The organism is Micromonospora phaseoli (assembly GCF_900109115.1).
In the GTDB taxonomy this organism is placed as follows: domain Bacteria; phylum Actinomycetota; class Actinomycetes; order Mycobacteriales; family Micromonosporaceae; genus Micromonospora; species Micromonospora phaseoli.
This window is the reverse complement of sequence record NZ_FNYV01000004.1, coordinates 397,509-416,243: the sequence shown is the minus strand read 5'-3', so window position 1 is coordinate 416,243 and position 18,735 is coordinate 397,509. Positions and strand designations below refer to the sequence as shown.

General features: G+C 71.9%; 18 protein-coding genes. 12 read left to right on the top strand and 6 right to left on the bottom strand.

Annotated features, from left to right (window positions below; translation table 11 throughout):
* Both BMY89_RS13465 and BMY89_RS13460 read left to right on the top strand, forming a co-directional pair.
* Positions 1 to 1,611, top strand: coding sequence for an asparagine synthetase B family protein (locus tag BMY89_RS13465; protein WP_092380066.1), 1,611 nt, complete (start codon positions 1 to 3; stop codon positions 1,609 to 1,611).
* A 67-nt stretch (positions 1,612 to 1,678) separates the two neighbouring features.
* Positions 1,679 to 2,500, top strand: a complete 822-nt coding sequence (locus BMY89_RS13460) for a MerR family transcriptional regulator (protein WP_092380064.1) — start codon at positions 1,679 to 1,681, stop codon at positions 2,498 to 2,500.
* A gap of 49 nt (positions 2,501 to 2,549) precedes the next feature.
* Here the strand turns inward: BMY89_RS13460 and BMY89_RS13455 are convergent, their stop codons facing one another.
* The 3 genes from BMY89_RS13455 to BMY89_RS13445 form a co-directional block, all read right to left on the bottom strand.
* The gene (locus tag BMY89_RS13455; protein ID WP_092380062.1) at positions 2,550 to 3,773 is read right to left on the bottom strand and encodes an ArsB/NhaD family transporter; all 1,224 of its coding nucleotides are present in this window, start codon (positions 3,771 to 3,773) and stop codon (positions 2,550 to 2,552) included.
* 157 nt (positions 3,774 to 3,930) lie between these two features.
* The gene (locus tag BMY89_RS13450; RefSeq protein WP_092380060.1) at positions 3,931 to 4,152 is read right to left on the bottom strand and encodes a DUF2188 domain-containing protein; all 222 of its coding nucleotides are present in this window, start codon (positions 4,150 to 4,152) and stop codon (positions 3,931 to 3,933) included.
* A 152-nt stretch (positions 4,153 to 4,304) separates the two neighbouring features.
* The gene (locus BMY89_RS13445; protein ID WP_092380058.1) at positions 4,305 to 5,762 is read right to left on the bottom strand and encodes an LVIVD repeat-containing protein; all 1,458 of its coding nucleotides are present in this window, start codon (positions 5,760 to 5,762) and stop codon (positions 4,305 to 4,307) included.
* 261 nt (positions 5,763 to 6,023) lie between these two features.
* On the opposite strand from BMY89_RS13445, the gene BMY89_RS13440 reads away from it, so the two are divergent.
* Positions 6,024 to 6,578: a hypothetical protein gene (locus tag BMY89_RS13440; protein WP_232521284.1), complete on the top strand. Its 555-nt coding sequence runs from the start codon at positions 6,024 to 6,026 to the stop codon at positions 6,576 to 6,578.
* A gap of 5 nt (positions 6,579 to 6,583) precedes the next feature.
* Here BMY89_RS13440 and BMY89_RS13435 read toward each other — a convergent pair whose 3' ends face one another.
* On the bottom strand, positions 6,584 to 7,846 hold the full coding sequence (locus BMY89_RS13435) for a nucleotide sugar dehydrogenase (protein WP_092380057.1): 1,263 nt from the start codon (positions 7,844 to 7,846) through the stop codon (positions 6,584 to 6,586).
* Positions 7,847 to 7,952: 106 nt separating this feature from the next.
* A complete protein-coding gene (locus BMY89_RS13430; RefSeq protein WP_092380055.1) occupies positions 7,953 to 9,302 on the bottom strand; it encodes a serine/threonine-protein kinase in 1,350 nt (449 codons plus the stop codon).
* A 491-nt stretch (positions 9,303 to 9,793) separates the two neighbouring features.
* Here BMY89_RS13430 and BMY89_RS13425 point away from each other — a divergent pair, with 491 nt between their 5' ends.
* From BMY89_RS13425 to BMY89_RS13385, 9 genes are all read left to right on the top strand, one after another.
* The gene (locus tag BMY89_RS13425) at positions 9,794 to 10,438 is read left to right on the top strand and encodes an RNA polymerase sigma factor (RefSeq protein ID WP_092380053.1); all 645 of its coding nucleotides are present in this window, start codon (positions 9,794 to 9,796) and stop codon (positions 10,436 to 10,438) included.
* Position 10,439: 1 nt separating this feature from the next.
* Entirely contained in the window at positions 10,440 to 11,195 is a 756-nt protein-coding gene (locus BMY89_RS13420; RefSeq protein WP_092380051.1) for a hypothetical protein, read from the top strand.
* 122 nt (positions 11,196 to 11,317) lie between these two features.
* Complete coding sequence (gene egtA, locus BMY89_RS13415; protein ID WP_092380049.1) at positions 11,318 to 12,553, top strand: ergothioneine biosynthesis glutamate--cysteine ligase EgtA; 1,236 nt, start codon at positions 11,318 to 11,320, stop codon at positions 12,551 to 12,553.
* Positions 12,550 to 13,902, top strand: a complete 1,353-nt coding sequence (gene egtB, locus BMY89_RS13410; protein WP_092380047.1) for an ergothioneine biosynthesis protein EgtB — start codon at positions 12,550 to 12,552, stop codon at positions 13,900 to 13,902. Before egtA ends, egtB begins: the two co-directional genes overlap by 4 nt.
* Before the next feature lie 22 nt (positions 13,903 to 13,924).
* Positions 13,925 to 14,668 carry an ergothioneine biosynthesis protein EgtC gene (gene egtC, locus BMY89_RS13405; RefSeq protein WP_092380045.1) on the top strand — a complete coding sequence of 248 codons (744 nt, stop codon included), beginning with the start codon at positions 13,925 to 13,927 and terminating at the stop codon, positions 14,666 to 14,668.
* 44 nt (positions 14,669 to 14,712) lie between these two features.
* Positions 14,713 to 15,678: an L-histidine N(alpha)-methyltransferase gene (gene egtD, locus BMY89_RS13400; protein WP_092380043.1), complete on the top strand. Its 966-nt coding sequence runs from the start codon at positions 14,713 to 14,715 to the stop codon at positions 15,676 to 15,678.
* 232 nt (positions 15,679 to 15,910) lie between these two features.
* A complete protein-coding gene (locus tag BMY89_RS13395; RefSeq protein WP_092380042.1) occupies positions 15,911 to 16,498 on the top strand; it encodes a TMEM165/GDT1 family protein in 588 nt (195 codons plus the stop codon).
* A 47-nt stretch (positions 16,499 to 16,545) separates the two neighbouring features.
* Positions 16,546 to 16,908 (top strand): DUF1622 domain-containing protein, encoded by a 363-nt coding sequence (locus BMY89_RS13390; protein WP_092380040.1) that lies wholly within the window; start codon positions 16,546 to 16,548, stop codon positions 16,906 to 16,908.
* Positions 16,905 to 17,207, top strand: a complete 303-nt coding sequence (locus BMY89_RS13385) for a hypothetical protein (RefSeq protein WP_092380039.1) — start codon at positions 16,905 to 16,907, stop codon at positions 17,205 to 17,207. Before BMY89_RS13390 ends, BMY89_RS13385 begins: the two co-directional genes overlap by 4 nt.
* A gap of 11 nt (positions 17,208 to 17,218) precedes the next feature.
* On the opposite strand, the gene nhaA is transcribed toward BMY89_RS13385, so the two are convergent.
* Entirely contained in the window at positions 17,219 to 18,550 is a 1,332-nt protein-coding gene (nhaA, locus tag BMY89_RS13380; RefSeq protein ID WP_092380037.1) for a Na+/H+ antiporter NhaA, read from the bottom strand.
* Between the last annotated feature and the right edge of the window lie 185 nt (positions 18,551 to 18,735).

Genomic DNA, 18,735 nt, shown 5'->3' with positions numbered 1-18,735 from the left:
ATGTGCGGAATTGTGCTCAGCCTCGGCCCAGAGGCCGATCCGGCGATCTTCCGGCGGATGCTCGGCACGCTCTCCCCGCGCGGTGAGGTCACCGAGACCCGGTACGAAAGCGGCCTGCTCGCCGGGGTCCGGCGGTTGCGGGTGGTGGACCGGGAACGTGCCGTGCAGCCGTGGGTCTCCGTCGGCGAGCGCTGGCTGCTCTGCTACAACGGCGAGGTCTTCAACCACCACGAGCTGCGCGCCGAGCTGACCGAACTCGGGCACGAGTTCCGCAGTGCCAGCGACACCGAGGTGGTGCTCGCCGCGTTCGAGCAGTGGGGTGACCAGGTGGTGACCCGGCTGCGCGGTGAGTACGCCTTCGCCATCGTGGATCGGGCCACCGGTCGGGCGTACCTGGCGCGGGATCCGCTCGGGGTGAAGCCGCTGTACTGGTCGCGCAGCCCCGGATGCCTGCACGTGGCGAGCGAGGTGAAGGCGTTGGTCCGGGTGGGCGCGCCGGTGGTCGAGGTGCCCCCGGGGCATCACGGCTGGGCCGACGCCGACCGGCAGGTCCGGCTGCGTCCGTACGTGGACCTGCTCGCGCTCGGCGCGGACCTGCCGATGGTGGACGACCCGGACGAGGCCGCCCTGCTCGTCCGTGCCGCCCTCACCGACAGCATCCGGGTGCGGCTGGACACCGATCTCACGGTGGGTGTGGTGCTCTCCGGCGGCCTGGACAGCTCGCTGGCGTTGCTGCACGCGGCACAGCTGCACCCGGACTGCGTCGCGGTCACCGTCGGGGCACCGGGCAGTCCCGACCTGGCGTACGCCCGGCGGTTGGCGAAGGACCTCGGGGTGCCACACGAGGTGGTCGAGCTGCGCCCGCGCGACATCCGGCTGGCCGACGTCCGGGAGGCGATCGGAGTCTCCGAGCTGACCGAGTACGGCGACATCATCAACGCGGTCGTCTCGGTGCCGATCTTCCGGCGGCTGCGGGACCTGGGGGTCAAGGTGGTGCTCACCGGCGACGGTTCCGACGAACTGTTCGGTGGCTACCCGATGTACCACGAGGTCGGGCCGGAGGCGTCCCGGCGGCTCTTCCTGCACAAGATCCGAAACCTGTGCCGTACGGAGTTGCAGCGCGTCGACCGGACGAGCATGGGTTTCGGCGTGGAGGCACGGGTGCCGTTCCTGGACCTGGCCCTGGTCGAGCTGGCGATGCGGCTGCCGATCGAGCTGAAGATGCGTGACGGTCAGGAGAAGTGGATCGTCCGCCGGGCCTTCGCCGACATACTGCCCGACTACATCCGGCGTCGGCCGAAGAACCCGATGTCGTACTCGTCGGGGCTGCACGAGCGGGCCCGGCTGTACAAGCCGCTCTTCGCCCGGTTGCACCGCTCGTTCGGGTACCACCTGCTGGAGCCGGTCCGCCGCGACTTCGACAGCGTGCTGATGCGCTGCGGCAACGACCTGGACGCCGCGCTCGCCGCCGGTCGGGCGCGGCCCGACTACACCGTGCTGGAACACGCCCGCGACCTGGTCGGCGCGGCGAGGTGGAATGCCACCCCGATGGTGCGCCGACTGGTCTCCCCGCGCCGCAACCGGGGTGACGAGGCACCGCTGCCCGGCTGAGCCGGTGCCCGCCCGGTCGGCGCACGGTTGACTCTGACACGGTGTCAGCGCCGACCGTGGAGGGACCATGTTCACCATCGGAGACTTCGCCAACCTGGGTCGGGTGTCGGTACGGATGCTGCGGCACTACGACAGCATCGGGCTGCTACCTCCGGCCGCCGTCGACCCGCGCAGCGGCTACCGCTACTACACCGCCGCCCAGCTGGGTCGGCTCAATCGGGTGATCGCCCTCAAGGACCTGGGTCTGACCCTGGAACAGGTGCGGGTGATCCTCGACGACGCCGTCGCTCTGCCGGAGCTGCGCGGCATGCTGCGGCTGCGCCGGGCCCAACTGGAGGCGCAGCTGGCGGCGGACACCGCCCGACTGTCCAGCGTCGAGGCGAGGCTCCACATGATCGAAACGGAGGGTCGGATGACCAGCCAGGATGTTGTGCTCAAAGAAATCCCGCCGGTCCGGGTCGCCGAGCTGAGCGCGGTCGCCCGCAGCTACGACGGCGCGGACATCGGCCCGGTGTTGACCCCGCTCTACCCGGAGCTGTTCCGCCGGCTGGATGCCGCCGGAGTCCGCCCGGTCGGGCCGGCGCTGGCCTGGTACGACCCGGCTGACGATGGTGAGGCCGTCGTCGTGCACGCCGGGATAGGGGTCGAGGTCGGCCCGACGGCGGCCCACGACTTCTCCGTGGTGGACCTCCCGGCGATGACGGCGGCGACGACGATCCACCACGGCTCGATGGACTCGGCCGACCTGAGCCTGCAGATACTGGCGCGTTGGATCGAGGAGAACGACTGGCGGACGGACGGCTACGCCCGCGAGATGTATCTGGAGTACTGGCCCGAGGAGGCTGACAAGGGCGTCACCGAGCTGCAACTGCCGGTGCGTCGGGCCTGAACGGACGGCCGCCTGCCCCTGGTGGTGGGCGGCCGTCCGGTCGCCAGTGTCAGCCGGTGAGCAACAGCGCGCCGACCCCGGCGAGGGTGCCGAGCACCGCCACGGCGGCGCTGGTCACCAGGAAACGGGCCACCGGGACCTGCACGCGGGCGGCCCGGCACCGCTCCAGCCACAGCAGCGTGGCCAGGGACGCCCACGGCAGCGCGAGCGGTCCCACGTTGGTGCCGACCAGCAGCGCGAGCAGTCGCTGCCGGTCGTCGACGGGCAGCACCGCCTCGCCGGCCAGGTAGGCGGGCAGGTTGTTCACCAGGTTGGCCAACAGCGCGCCGGTGGCGCCCGCCCGCAGCACGCCCAGCACCCCACCGTCGTGCCCGGCCAACCACGCCACCAGGTCGTTGAGCCCGTGTTGGCCGATGGTCTGGACAACCAGGAAGAGGCCGGTGACGAAGAGCAGTAGCCGCCAGGGCAGCAGCGCCGGGCGCAGCGTGCCGGGGGAGCGGATCGCGAAGCCGAGCACCAGCAGACCGGCCGCGATCGCCGAGGCGAGACCGACCGGCGCGCCGGCCAGGATCGCGCCGACGAAGAGCAGGCAGGCCGCGAGCGCGGTGCGATACAGCACCGGATCGGCCGGACGGTGTACCGCCGGTGCCGGGAACCGGCCGCCGGCCGGCCGGTCCCGGCGCCACCAGCAGTACCAGAGCAGGATCGTGGTGACCGCGAGGACCGCCAGCTGGGGCAGCCACATGACCTCCGCGTACGCCAGCGGGTCGAGCCCGATCCGGTCCGCGGCGAGCAGGTTGGTCAGGTTGGACACCGGCAGCATGAGGCTCGCCGTGTTGGCCAGCCAGACGGTGGTGACCGCCAGCGGTGCCACCGGCGTGCGCAGGGTGACCGCCAGGGTGAGCAGCACCGGGGTGAGCAGCACCGCGGTGGTGTCCAGGTTGAGCGCGATCGTGGTGGTGGCGGCGAATCCGACGCAGAGCGCGAAGAGCCCGGGCCAGCTGCCCCGGGCCGCGACGGCCAGCCGGGTGGCGAGCACGTCGAAGACGCCGGCCGCGGCGGTCAGCTCGGCGAGGACCACCACGGTGCCGAGGAAGAGCAGCAGCGGCAGGACCCGGCCGAGGACGGCGGCGGCGTCGGGGCCGGGCAGCAGTCCGGTCCCCACGCAGCCGGCCCCGGCCACGGCGAGCGCCACGGCGATCGCATCGAGCGGATGGGGCCGGCTGCGAGTAGCTCGGGTCGGGGCGGGCGGGGCATCCCCGGTGGAGGTCACGGCCCGGCATCCTGGCACGCCCTGGGTGCCCCGCCGGTTTCGGTGTCGTTGCAGGTGACGGCCGATACGGTCGGTAGCGGTGCCGGAGCCGCGACGGCGTCCTGCCGGCAACACCCGTGATCGGTGGTGCCGGCAGGACGCCGTCGGTCTGGCCCGCTCAGCCGGCGGGCGGGTACGGGTCGTCCCGGTAGGTGTACTCGGTCTCGATCTTCCCGTCCGCGGTGTGCACCACGAGCTGGCTGGGCTCGTTGCCGTGCGCCACCCCGCGCCCGGCCTCCACCGCCTGCTGCTTCGTGTCGTACGTACCGACGACGGTGCTGCCCTGCTCGACCTTCCAGCCGCCGCCGTCGGGTACCACGTGGTACTCGTTGCGCTTCATGTCACGACCCCTTTCCTGCGTGACGGACGAGGTACCCGTGACGGGGGAGAGGAAACGTGACCGCTGGTGCGGCTGTTGGCCTCCGCCGGTACGCGACCGGGCCCGGCCCTCCTGGCGTGCGGGAGGGCCGGGCCCGGTGGGGTGTGCTGGTCCTACCAGCTCAGGTAGCTGGGCTGGGTCTGGACGTTCAACTCGCGGTAGTGGACCAGTTTGGCCGTCCACGTCCGCCAGTCGTTGAGTTCGAGCACGTCCAGCCCCTTCTGGATGTCCGAGGAGTAGATGTGCCCGTTGTAGTAGTAGGCCGACCAGGAGCCACCCACGATGAGCTGGGTGTCCGACAGCGGCCCGCGCTCCCAGTAGCCGAGCTCCTTCGGCTTGCGGGAGTTGGTGAAGTCCCACACCGAGACGCCGCCCTGATACCACGCCTGGACCATGATGTCCTTGCCGAGCACCGGGATCAGCGAGCCGTTGTGCGCCACGCAGTTCTCGGTGGCGCTGTTGGTCCGCGGGATCTTGTAGTAGCTACGGAACTCCAGCTTGCGCTTGTCGCCCTTGCCGGTGAGGTCGTAGATGGCGTTGGCGCCGCGGTCCGGGCCGACGGCCTCGTTGCAGGTCGCGCCACCGCCGCCGCCCAGTTCGTCGGTGAAGACGACCTTGGTGCCGCGGTTGTTGAAGGTGGCCGAGTGCCAGAACGCGAAGTTGGTCGTGTCCCGCACCGTGTGCAGCACCCTCGGTGCCTCCCGCTTGCTGATGTCCAGCAGCACCCCGTCGCCCATGCAGGCGCCGGCCGCGAGGTCCTTGGCCGGGTAGGCGGTGATGTCGTGGCATCCGCTGGTCGCCGAGCCGCCGGTGCGACCCTCGTAGCCGCCGTCGGGGAAGAGGTTCGGCGTGGCCACGACCGCCGCGTCGGTCGGCTTTTTCAGCGGCACCTTGACGATGCTGATCGAGTCGTGCGGCGGCTGGCAGTCCGGGAAGGTGGCGTTCGGGCTGTACGAGGAGACGTAGAGGTAGACCGACTTCTTGTCCTTCGCCGGCACCAGGGTGTGGGTGTGCGAGCCGCACGCCGTCTCGACAGCCTTGATGTACCGAGGACTGGTCTTGTTCTTGATGTCGAAGATCTTGATGCCCTCCCACGATTCCTTGATCGTGGCGGACTGGGAGGTGCTGCTGCACGAGTCGTCGTTGCGGGACGCGTCGGTCGACAGGAAGAGCAGGTCACCGTGGACGGAGATGTCGTTCTGCGCGCCCGGGCAGAGCACCTGCGACACGATCTTCGGCTTGCTCGGCTTGGCGACGTCGTAGATGACGAAGCCGTCGTAGTTGCCGACGAAGGCGTACCTGCCCTGGAAGGCGATGTCGGTGCCGAGTGCCGCGGTGGTGTCGAACGGCGCCTGCTTCGGCAGGTTGGCGATCAGTTTGAGGTTGGGGCTGCTGGCGATCTCGTCGACACCGAGTGGTGCCTCGACGGCCGCGGTGGATTCGGTGCTCAGCTGCGAGACCGTCTGTGCGTTGCCGGGTGGGGCAACGGCGATACTGGTGAGGAGGAGCCCGGTGGCGGCCACACTGATGATGCGCAGTTGCCGCCCCCGTGGCAGGGTCAATCCGACCATCGGCGATGCCCTTCGAAAGGGGGATGACGATGGCCGTACCTTACTCCCAGAAGAGATTCATCGATGTGACCTGAGTCACATATGACCCTCGTCGTCGATGGATGCGATCGCTGCGACCTCGACCCTCACGGGGTGTGGCATGACCACGTGACGAGACGATCGCCGATCGTCGTCACATCGATCGCCGTGCCTGCGCGCCCCCGTCGGTCCTCGGCCCGCCGGTCCCGCATGGTGGTTCTGAGTCGTCGGAGGCAGCCCTCGGTGACCCTGGGCGGCCAGCCGTTCGAGGTGGCGGCCGTGGTCGTCGGCACCGGTTCGGGGGGCGTCGACGGTCCGCTGCCGGCGGACCACGTGGTCGAGCTGGTCGACGCCGACTTCACCCGGCTCTTTCCCGACGAGCGGGGCCAACTGGCGGAGATCGATCCGGCCGACGGGGTCTCCGCCGCCGCGGCCCGAACCGCCATCGAGGAGGTCCTGGTGGACTACCCGACCGTCAACCTGATGGACCAGGCGGCGTACAAGCGAATGCTCACCGGCACCGTGGACATGCTGCTGGCGTTCGTGGTGGCGCTGCTCGGGCTGGCGGTGCTCACCGCGCTGGTCGGCGCGGTGCTCGGTGTCGCGCTGGGCACCGCGGTCACCGCCGGGGCGATGGCGTTGCTGGCCCGGCTCGCCGGTGACTTCACGCTGGTCGTGCCGTGGGCACAGCTCGGCGGCGTCCTCGCCGTCGCGGTGCTGGCGGCGCTCGCCGCGTCGGTGCTGCCGGCCCGGCGGGCCCTGGCGCTGCCCGTGGTGGAGGCGCTCGCCGACCAGTAGCTGGGTTACAGGCGTTCGACGGTGGGGCCGGTGCAGCGGTTGCGGGTGTCGAAGACGTAGCGGGCGTGCCGGACGACCAGGTCGTAGTCGAACACGTCGTGGTCGGTGACCACCACCACGCCGTCGGCCGCGCTGACCTCGCGCTCGGTCAGGTCCACCGTCAGTACCCCGTCGGGGAGATGGTGTGCCTCGGCGTACGGCTCGACCGCGCGGATCTCCGCGCCGAGCTCCCGCAGCCGGCGGGCCACGTCGACGGCCGGGGAGTCGCGCATGTCCCCGGTGTTGCGCTTGTACGCCAGGCCGAGCAGGAGCAGCCGGGAACCGTTGACCGACCGGCCGGACCGGTTGAGCCCCGCCATCACCCGCTGCGCGACATGCTCGGGCATCTCGTGGTTGACGTCGTTGGCCAGCTCGATGAACCGGAACTGCCGGCCGAGTCGGCGCTTGACCTGCCAGGACAGGTAGCAGGGGTCGATCGGCAGGCAGTGCCCGCCGACGCCGGGTCCGGGCCGGAACGGCATGAAGCCGAACGGCTTGGTCGCCGCCGCGTCGATCGCCTGCCACACGTCGATGTCCAACTGGTGCGAGAGCATGGTCAGCTCGTTGACCAGAGCGATGTTGACCTGGCGGAAGGTGTTCTCGATCAGCTTCGTCAGCTCGGCGACCCGGGTCGAGTCCACCGGCACCGTACGCTCCACCAGCCGTCGGTAGAACGCGTCGACCCGGGCCAGCGAGGCGTCGTCCACGCCGGAGACCACCTTCGGGGTGTTCGTCAGCTGCCACGTCTGGTTGCCCGGGTCGATCCGTTCCGGGCTGTAGCCGAGGTGGAAGTCGCCGGGGCTGCGCAGCCCGCTGGCCGACTCCAGCAGCGGTCGCAACAGCTCCTCCGTGGTGCCCGGGTAGGTGGTCGACTCGAGGATCACCGTGCAGCCCGGCCGCAGGTACGGCCCGATGCCCGCGCCGGCCTGTTCCACGAAGCTCAGGTCGGGGGTGCCGTCGCGCAGCGGCGTGGGCACGGTGATGACGCAGATGTCGAAGTCCTTGGCCTCGGCGTACTCGGTGCTCGGGTGGTAGCGGCCGCTGGCCAGTGCCCGGCCGAGGCGATCGGCGGGGATGTCCGCGACATACGGCTCGCCCGAGGCGAGCCGCTTGACCCGGTCGGCGTCGACGTCCAGACCGACCACGTTCAGCCCGGCTTCGACGGCCCGCATGGCCAGCGGCAGACCGACGTAGCCCTGCCCGATGACGACCAACTTCTCCACGCGCACCCGAGCTCCTGAACAGTAGAAGATAACTGCTGGTGAGGAGCCTAGAGCGCAGTGTGGTGCCGTACGTCCGTTTCGGGGAATCAGGGGAGCGTGGGGCGGATGTGGCTCAGCCGCCGCCGTTGGTGATCTCGGTCGGCTCGGTCGTCGGCGGGTCGGAGGTCGGTGGCGGAGCCGACGTGGTGGGCGCGGCGCTGCTCCTCGTCGGCTCGGGGCTCGGCGTGGTCGGCTCCGGAGACTCGGGTGCGCTCGGCTCGGTGGGCTGTGGCGTGGTCGGCTCCGGCGACGTCGACTCGACGGGACCGGAGGTGGAGTTGGCCGGCTTCAGCGGCGGCACCCGGGCGGGGCTGCTCTCCTCCTGGCTCGGCGGCGCTTCCACTTCCGCGGTGGACTCGACGGTCGGCGCGGTGGTCGGCAGTTTGACCGCCGGGGTGTCGGCCTCCCGGGCGGCCCCGAGTGCGGCGCCGAGGGCCGTCAGTCCGACCAGCACGGCGGTGAGCGCGCCGACGAGCGTGCCGCGCCGCCGCCGGGCGGGTGGCGGGGCGTCCAGCATCGGCAGGTCGCTGCGGGTGTCCGGTCCCGCGTCACGCAGCGCCGAGGCGGCCGGGACCAGCACGGTGGGCAGGGAACTGTCCGAAACGGCGGCCCGCGCGGCCTCCGCCATCGCCGCACCGCTGCTGAACCGGTCGGCTGGATCCTTCTCCAGCGCGCGGCCGATCAGCACCCGCACCGCTTCCGGGATGTCGGACGGCAGCTCCGGCGGCGGGTCGTCGAGGTGCCGGACGGCGACCTGGAGCGGGTTGTCACCGGTGAACGGCGGACCGCCGGTCAGACAGCAGTAGCCGACCGCACCGAGCGCGTACAGGTCGGTCGCTCCGGAGACCGGACGTCCGGCGGCCTGCTCGGGGGCCATGTAGAGGGCGGTGCCGGGCACCGCGTTCGTGCTGGTGATGCTCGTCACATTTGTCGAGCGGGCCACGCCGAAGTCGACCAGCACGACCGTGCCGTCCTCCTGCACCAGCAGGTTGCTCGGCTTCACGTCCCGGTGCACGATCCCGCCGAGGTGCGCGGCGTGCAACGCCTGCGCGGCCTGCGCCACGACCGACATCGCCACGCCCACGTCCAGGCGCCCCTCGGCCTCGATCCGCTTGGACAGCGGCTGGCCGGTGACGAACTCCATCACCAGGTAGTCGGCCCGGCCGCCGCCGGGCAGATCGTCCTCGCCGCAGTCGAACACCTGCACGATGCCCGGATGGCGCAACGCCGCCATGATCCGAGCCTCCGCGCGGAACCGGGCGATGAAGTCGGGATCGGAGACCAGCGAGGGAAGCAGCACCTTGACCGCGACCTGCCGGCCGAGGATCAGGTCGGTCGCTCGCCAGACGTCGCCCATGCCGCCGGTGGCGACCCGCTCGTCCAAGCGGTACCGACCGCTGAGTACGACCTCCGATGACAACACGGCACCACCGTACCCACAGCGGGCACCAAAGGGCGCGCCGGCGGGTCCGGGCGTAGCGGCCGTCCCTCGCGACCTCGGTGCCTGGCCGTGACCTGTCGTACGCGGGGGGTCACGGCGCTGCCTCCGCCGAGCGTTCCGTCCGTTGTCCTGGCCGACCGTAGCGTCGCGGGCCCTCGTCCTGTTACGGCGAACCGCAGTCGAAACGGTAGACAATTCTCACTGCGAGTGTGGCCACCGAGGCTTGTCCCGGGCCGCACGGTGCTCCTAACGTTAGCCGGATCCGGTCGAGCCGGGGGGCACTCCGCTCGCGTGGTTGTGGTCTCCGGCGTCGTCGGGAAGGATCCGTCTCCGGGCCGTGGCGGTCCGGGACGAACGACGCGACGGGGGCCGGGTGCGGGAAGAGGTCCGGATCGAGGACCGCGCCGACGCCACGTCCGCGACCACCGGCGGACGGTGCGTGACGCTCCGGCGGTCAGGAAAGCGGCGCAGCCATGGCCGGTGAGTTGAGCGAGGTGGTCGCTGCCGCTCAGGCCGGCGACGAGGACGCCTTCCGCTCCCTGTACCGAAGCCTCCAGCCCGGCCTGCTGCGCTACCTGACGGCCCTGGTCGGGGTGGACGCCGAGGACGTCGCGTCGGAGACGTGGTTGCAGGTCGCCCGCGACCTGCCGTCCTTCACCGGTGGAGAGTTCCGGGCCTGGGTCGTCACCATCGCCCGCAACCGGGCCATGGACCACCTGCGTCGACAGCGTCGCCGCCCGGCCCTGCCAGTGCCGGTGCAGGAACTCAGCGAGTTGGCCGGGGACGCGGACACCGCGGAACGGGCCGGGGAGAGCCTCGGCACCGAGGCGGCCCTGGCGATGATCGCCAGCCTGCCGCCCCGGGAGGCCGAGGCGGTCCTGTTGCGCGCGGTGGTCGGGCTCGACGCGGAGACCGCCGGGCGGGTGCTTGGCCGCCGGGCCGGCGCGGTACGCACCGCCGCCCACCGGGGACTGCGGCGGTTGGCGGCGTTGCTGGACCAGCAGGGTGGCGCCACTGCGCCGTTCGTCGCGGAGGTGCCGCCGCAGCCCGACGCCCGGCGGCGCCCACGTGCCGGTCGCCCGCCGCAGACGCCGCAGACCGAGCCGGTGGACGGCTGACATGCGGGGACTGCGTCTGATGCTGCGCCGGTCGGTCCGGATCGATCACGACCGGCTGTTGGACGGTGCCCAGCCCGGGTCGCGCCAGTCGCCACCCGGTCCGCCGAACCCGCTCGCCGGCCTGTTGCGGGCGGCTGCCGCCCCACCCCGCGAGCGGGAACTCGCCGGCGAGGAGGCGGCGCTCGCGGCGTTCCGCGCGGCCCGTCAGGGCAGCCCGGTCGCCTCTCCGGGGGCCCGGTCGCCGCGTCGTCGGATCACGGCCGGTGCGGTGGCCTGGATCGCCGCGCTGGCGGCCACCGCTACCGCGGGCGCCGCCCTGGCCGCGTCCGGCCTGGACCGTCCCGAGCAGCCGCCAGCGCCGCGGCCTGCGGCCACCAGCCCGTCCGCGCCGAGCACCGACCCGTCCGCGCCGACGTCCACCCCGGGTGACGACGGGCGCACCGGTGACCCCGCAGGCGAGCCGACCGACCGCCCGAGCACCGACCCGTCCGGCGGTTCGACCTCCGGCACGCCGGCACCCGCCACGCCCTCGCCCAGCGGGTCGCCGCTGCCGGATACCGAGGCGTCCGGCTACGTCGGCCCCGGCAACTCGGCCAGCACGACCGACCGGACCGGTCTCTGCCGGGCCTACCTGGCCAAGTCGGAGCGGCAACGGGAGCGGGCCCTGCGGACCTCTGCCTTCGCCGAGTTGGTGGCCGAGGCCGGCGGTACGGAGCACGTCGAGGCGTACTGCCGGGATCTGCTGGCCGGATCGTGAATTCCGTTCGACGGTTGCCTGGCCCCTGATACAACGGTGAGGGCGGAGCTGTCGGCCCGGCGCGAATGTCACCGGGTCGGGTTACGGTGGTCGACGTTCCGCTTCGCGAAGGGAGCCGTTGCATGGTGACGTCGCCGGAGGTGGACCGAGTCCCGGTGTTGCGGGATCGCGCCGCCGCCGCTCGACACCTGGCCCGCATCTGCTTCAAGACCGGTCCACCCACGTACACCGGGGTCGAGCTCGAATGGACGGTCCACGAGACCGTCGACCCGGGCGATCCCATCGACGCCGAGCGAATACGCGCGGCGTTGGGGCCGTACAGCCCCACCACGCTGGACCCGACCAGCCCCGCCCTGCGACTGCTCCGGGGCAGCACGACGACCGTCGAGCCCGGCGGGCAACTGGAGATCTCCAGCCCGCCGCGAGCCTCCGTCGCCGCTCTGATCGAAGCCACCCAGGCCGATATCGACCAGGTCACCCGTCTGCTGGACGCCGCCGGTCTGACCCTCGGCCGCACGGGCATCGATCCGTACCGACACCCGCAGCCAGTGGTGGACACGCCGCGATACCGGACCATGCGCCGCGTCTTCGACCGGCAGGGACCGGACGGGCGGACGATGATGTACAGCACCGCCGGCCTGCAGATCTGCCTCGACGCCGGGCAGCCCGAGCAGTTCGCGGCCCGGTGGGAACTGGTGCACGCCGTCGGTCCGCCACTGCTGGCGGCCTTCGCCACCGCCGGTCGGCACGCGGGCCGGAACACCGGCTGGGCATCGGCCCGGATGGGGGCCTGGTCACGCATCGATCCGGCCCGCACCGCCCCGGTCTGGCGGCCGGGCCGGGCCGGCGCGGACCCGGTCGCCGCCTGGACCGCGTACGTGCTGGCCGCCCCGCTGCTCTGTGTCCGCCGCGACGACGGGGACTGGACGCCGCCGCTGGACGTGACGTTCGCCGACTGGGTCGACGGCGCGTTGCCCCGACCGCCCGACGTCGACGACCTCGAATACCACGTCAGCACGCTCTTCCCGCCGGTACGCCCACGTGGGTACCTCGAACTGCGTTACCTCGACGCGCAGCCCGGGCGGGACTGGATCCTGCCGCTGGCGGTGCTCGGCGCGTTGCTCAGCGGTCCCGACACCGTTGCCGCCGCGTCGACGGCGGCCGGGTCGGCGGCCGACCGCTGGCACGCCGCCGCTCGACACGGCCTGCGCGATCCCACTCTGGCCAGGGCGGCCGTCGACCTGTTCGACCTGGCCCGGGCGGCGCTGCCCCGGCTGGACCTGCCACCGGCCCTGCACGACGAGATCGACCAGGGGGTACGACGGCGGCGCGACGCCGCGGAGAGGAGTCACCGGTGACCGACACCATCACCGACCGGAGTTCCGAGGACCTACGTGGCCGGATCGCGGCCGAGCTGGAGCGGACCAGGGCGCGCACCGCCCTGTTGACCGAGGCGGTGGACGACGACGACCTGATGCGCCAGCACTCGCCGTTGATGTCGCCACTGGTCTGGGACCTGGCTCACGTGGGCAACCAGGAGGAGCTCTGGCTGGTTCGCGACGTCGGTGGGCGGGAGCCGGTCCGCTGCGACATCGACGACCTGTACGACGCGTTCAAACAGCCGCGCCGGGACCGTCCCGCACTGCCGTTGCTGCCACCTGAGCAGGCGCGGGCGTACGTGGCCACGGTCCGCGAGAAGGTGTACGACCTGTTGGACCGGGTGGCCTTCGACAGCCGCCGGTTGGTCGCCGACGGCTTCGCCTTCGGCATGATCGTGCAGCACGAGCAGCAGCACGACGAGACCATGCTGGCCACCCATCAACTGCGCGCCGGCCCCGCGGTGCTGCATGCGCCGCCGCCGCCCGAGCCGACCCGGCCGGTGCCCGGTGAGGCGCTGGTGCCTGGTGAGGTGCTGGTGCCCGGTGGTCGGTTCGTGATGGGCACCGACACCGACCCGTGGGCGTTGGACAACGAGCGCCCGGCCCACCAGGTCGATCTGCCCGCGTACGTCATCGACGCCGCACCGGTGACCAACGGGGCGTACCGCGCGTTCATCGCCGACGGCGGGTACGACGATCCCCGCTGGTGGACCGAGGCGGGCTGGCGGCACCGTCGCCAGGCCGGGCTGAGCGCGCCGATGCACTGGCGACGCGACGGCGACGGGTGGGCGTACCAACGCTTCGGGCGGTGGGACCGGGTCCGCGACGACGAGCCGGTGGTGCACGTCTGCTACCACGAGGCACAGGCGTACGCCGCCTGGGCGGGCAGGCGGCTGCCGACCGAGGCGGAGTGGGAGAAGGCGGCCCGCTGGGACCCGACGACCGGCCGTTCCCGCCGCTATCCGTGGGGGGACGACGAGCCGACCTCGGCGCACGCCAACCTGGGCCAGCGGCACCTGTGGCCGGCGCCGGTCGGCGCCTATCCCGCCGGCGCCTCCCCGTTGGGGGTGCACCAGCTCATCGGTGACGTGTGGGAGTGGACGTCGACGCCGCTACGGGGGTACCCGGGCTTCGCGGCCTTCCCCTACCGGGAGTACTCCGAGGTCTTCTTCGGCGACGACTACCAGGTCCTGCGCGGCGGTTCGTTCGGCACCGACCGGGCCGCCTGCCGGGGCACGTTCCGCAACTGGGACTACCCCATCCGCCGGCAGATCTTCAGCGGCTTCCGGTGCGCCCGGGACGCCGCCCCGGGGGAGGCTCAGCGGTGACGGTCGTGGACCGGGTCGCCTGATGTGCCGGCACCTGGCGTACCTCGGACCACCGGTGACCCTGCGGGAGCTACTGTTCGACCCGCCGCACTCGCTGCTGCGGCAGTCCTGGGCACCGCGCGACATGCGCGGCGGTGGCACGATCAACGCCGACGGCTTCGGCGTGGGCTGGTACCCGGGCGGTGACACCCCGGTGCGGTATCGACGTGCCCAACCGATCTGGAGCGACCCCACCATCGCCGAACTCGCGGCGGCCACCTCGGCCGGTGCGGTGCTGGCCGCGGTCCGCTCGGCCACGGTCGGCATGGCGGTCGTCGAGGCCGCCGCCGCGCCGTTCGCCGAGGGGCGCTGGTTGTTCAGCCACAACGGCGTGGTGCGAGGTTGGCCGGACTCGATGGTTCCGCTCGCCGCCGCGCTGCCCGTGCGGGATCTGCTCACCCTCGACGCGGCCACCGACTCGGCGCTGCTGTGGGCGCTGGTCCGTGATCGGCTGCGGGCGGGGGCCGCGCCGGCTGAGGCGATCACCGCGACGGTCAGCGCGGTGGTGGCGGCGGCTCCCGGCTCGCGACTCAACCTGCTGCTCACCGACGGGCAGACGGTGGTCGCCAGCGCGGTCGGGCACGCCCTGTCGGTGCGCGCCACGCCGGCCTCGGTGCTGGTGGCCTCCGAACCGCACGACGACGAGCCGGGCTGGCGGGAGGTGCCCGAGGGGCAGCTCGTGGAAGCCACCGTGACCGAGGTACGTCAGCGTGCGCTGACGTGGTGAACCGGCCCGACCGCATCCGACGGGCACGACGGAAGGGGAACCAGATGGGCGCCGAGCCGCTCGAGATCCACCTCGACGACCAGGACATCGCTCGCAGCCTGCGACGGGACGTGCGGGTCGGGCTGACCGCGCGGGAGAAGTGGCTGCCGCCGAAGTGGTTCTACGACACCCGGGGCAGCGAGCTGTTCGACGAGATCACCCGGCTGCCCGAGTACTACCCCACCCGGGCCGAGCGCGCCGTGCTGGCGCAACGGGCGGCCGAGATCGTCGAGTTGACCGGGGCCAAGACCCTCATCGAGCTTGGTTCCGGGTCGTCGGAGAAGACCCGCCTGCTGCTGGACGCCTTCACCCAGCATGGCGACCTGGGTACGTTCGTGCCGCTGGACGTGTCGGTCAGCGCCCTGGAGGGCTCCACCGCCGCCCTCGCCGCCGACTACCCCCGGCTGCGGGTACGTGGCATCGTCGGGGACTTCACCCGTCACCTGGACCGCCTGCCGACCGGCGGGCGGCGGCTGGTGATCTTCCTCGGCGGCACCATCGGCAACCTGCTGCCCGGCGAACGGGCCGGGTTCCTCGCCGGGATGCGGGCCGCGTTGGAAGCGGGTGACTGGCTGCTGGTCGGCACCGACCTGGTGAAGGACCCGGCGGTGATCGTGCCCGCGTACGACGACGCGGCGGGAGTGACCGCCGAGTTCAACCGCAACGTGTTGCGGGTGCTCAACCGGGAACTCGGCACCGACTTGGACCCGGAGGCGTTCAGCCACGTCGCCCGCTGGGATCCGGAGCAGGAGTGGATCGAGATGCGGCTGCGGGCCGAGCGGCCGGTCCGGGTCCGGGTGCTCGACCTGGACGTCGGCTTCGCCGAGGGGGAGGAGTTGCGTACCGAGGTGTCGGCGAAGTTCCGCCCGGAGGGGATCGCCGCCGAACTGGCCACGGCGGGCTTCCGCGCCGAGCGGTTCTGGACCGACCCGGACGGCCTGTTCGGGGTGACCCTGGCGCAGGCCGACTGAGCCGTCCGGCGGCGCGAGTGGGTCTCCCCCCGCCGCGCCGCAGCGGGCTGGGGCGGGTAGGCTGGCGGCAGCGAAGGGGAGTAGCCCGCAACGTCGTGGTCGACATACTGGTGCGTTCCGCATCCGGCCACGTGGCCTCGTTCCACGAGGCGGGCGAGACCTTCGACCCAGGCTTGACAGCCGGGTCGAGGGCCTCCCCGTTCCTCCTCCCGGCCTGATCCGGAAGGACACCATGGAGGGCTTCCTCGTCGCGCTGGCGGTCAGTTTCGGCGTGATCTTCGTTGCCGAGCTGGGCGACAAGTCCCAGCTGATGGCCCTGGCCTTCGCCACCAGATATCGCACCGTGCCGATCCTGATCGGCATCACCGTCGCCACCGCCGTGGTGCACCTGGCCTCGGTGGCGATCGGCGTCGGCCTGGGCGCCGCCCTGCCGACCGGCTGGATCTCGCTGTTCGCGGGTCTGGCCTTCATCGGCTTCGGCCTGTGGACCCTGCGGGGGGACACCCTCACCGAGGAGGAGAAGCGCAAGGCCGCCAAGGGCGGCAAGTCGGCGGTGCTGGCGGTCGGCGTCGCGTTCTTCCTCGCCGAGCTGGGCGACAAGACGATGCTCGCCACGATCACGCTGGCCACCCAGTACGGCTGGTTCGGCACCTGGGTCGGCTCGACCATCGGCATGGTGGCCGCCGACGCGTTGGCCATCGTCGTGGGCCGGCTGCTCGGCCGGAAACTGCCGGAACGGACCATCAAGTACGGCGCCGCCGCGCTCTTCGCCATCAGCGGCGTCTGGTTGCTCGTCGAGGCGGTCGCTCAGCTGCGCTGAGGCGTCGCGCGCAGACTACCCGGGCACCGGCCGGGTAAGGCGCGAAGGTGGACGTCGAGGGGAGCCTCCGTCACGGTCATCACCTGGTGGTGACCGCGGTGGAGCTCGTCGGTGTGGTGGTGATCGTCGTCGGGGTGGTCTGGGCGGCGCTGCGGTTCGTCATCGACGGGTTGCGCCATCGTGATGCCGCGGTGTTCACCCGGATCCGGCTCTCCCTGGGTCGCTTCCTCGTCCTGGGGCTGGAGTTCCAGCTGGCGGCGGACATCCTGCGTACCGCGCTGACGCCGACCTTCGCGCAGATCGGCCAGCTCGCCGGCATCGCGACCATCCGGACCGTGCTCAACTACGTCCTGGCTCGGGAGATCGCCCAGGAGCAGCGGCAGGTCGGCCAGCCGGAGCGGGCGGGGTGACCGGGCTGACCGGGACGCTGTCCGCCGTGGTCACCGCCCTGGGTGTGCTCGCCGCGGCGATCGCGTTGGTCTCCACCGGTTCCCGGTCGACGGCCCTGCAGGTGCTGCTCGACATGCTCGTGGCCGCCGGCCTGTTACGGCTGACCGGGGAACCGTCCCTGCCACAGTTGGCTGGAGTCGTGGTGATCATCGCGCTGCGCCTACTGCTGCGCACCGCGTTGGTACAGGATTTCCGGCGGTTGCGGCCGACGGATGCCGGACGCCCGGCCGAGCAGGTCGGCCGGGCGTCCGGGGCGTGAGCACGGGCCGGTCAGCCGCCGGGCTTCTGGTAGACGTCCGGCACGCCGTCCTGGTTGAGGTCGACCTGCTCCTTCAACGCGATCGCCCGGTACACCTTGTTGCGCTTGCGTAGCACCACGGTGGCCAGCAGAGCGGAGATCAGCGAGCCGGCCAGCACCGCGGCCTTCACGTTGTCGCCCTCGACGCCGTCGGAGCCGAAGGCCAGCTCGCCGATCAGCAGCGACACGGTGAAGCCGATACCGGCCAGGAAGGACACGCCGAGCAGATCCGACCAGGTGATGTCGTCGTCCAGGCTGGCCCGGGTGAATCGGGCCAGCAGGAACGTGGAGCCGACGATGCCGACGCACTTGCCGACCACCAGGCCGAGCACCACGCCGAGGACGATCGGGTCGGTGACCAACGCGCCCAGGTCCGCGCCGCGCAGCGAGACCCCGGCGGCGAAGAACGCGAAGACCGGTACGGCGAATCCGGCCGAGATCGGCCGCCACTTGTGCTCCAGGTGCTCGGCGAGGCCGGGCCTCGGGCGACGACCGTCGCCGCCCTTGCCGGCGAGCACCGGCACGGTGAAGCCGAGCAGCACGCCGGCCACCGTGGCGTGGACACCGGAGGAGTGCACCAGCGTCCAGGCCACGAGCGCCAGCGGGATGAGCGCCCACCACCAGGTGCGGCGGCGCTGCACCAGCAGACCGAACAGGGCGATCGGCACCAGGGAGCCGAGCAGCGGGAGCACACTGAAGTCGTCGGTGTAGAAGATCGCGATGATGGTGATCGCGAGCAGGTCGTCGACCACGGCCAGGGTGAGCAGGAAGGCACGCAGTCCCTGGGGCAGGTAGGCCCCGATGACGGCCAGCACCGCCAGGGCGAAGGCGATGTCGGTGGCGGTCGGGATGGCCCAGCCCCGTACCCCCTCGCCGCCGCCGGCGACGCTGACGCCGACGTAGATCAGCGCCGGTACCACCATGCCGCCGATCGCCGCCACCACCGGCAGCGCCGCCCGGCGCGGGTCGCGCAGCTCACCGGCGACGAACTCGCGTTTCAACTCCAGCCCGACCACGAAGAAGAAGATCGCCAGCAGGCCGTCGGCGGCCCAGGCGGTGAGGTCGAGGTCGAGGTGCAGGGCCTCGCCGCCGGACCAGGGCACCCACCGTCCGAGCTCCGTGTAGGCGTCGCCCCAGGGTGAGTTCGCCCAGATCAGCGCGGCTACGGCACCGAGCAGCAGGAGCACACCGCCAACGGTCTCGGTGCGCAGCACGTCGGCCAGGAAGCGGGCCTCCGGCCAGGAGGTACGCGCGAAGAGACGGCGCACGCCGCGGGGCTCGGGGGGAGGGGTCTGGTCGGTCATGCGTGGTGTCTCACTTCGTCGGTCGGAGGGCAGCACGGGGTCGTCGCCGACCAGGCTTCCCGGCACACCCGTGCGAAACCCTATCCAGTGCCGACGGTCGTCGCGAGCGGGGTGACGGCGAGTCTTCCCACATCGCGGTGGCGGGCCGCCCGTACCGCTCCACGAAGATGCCGCGATTTTTCGGT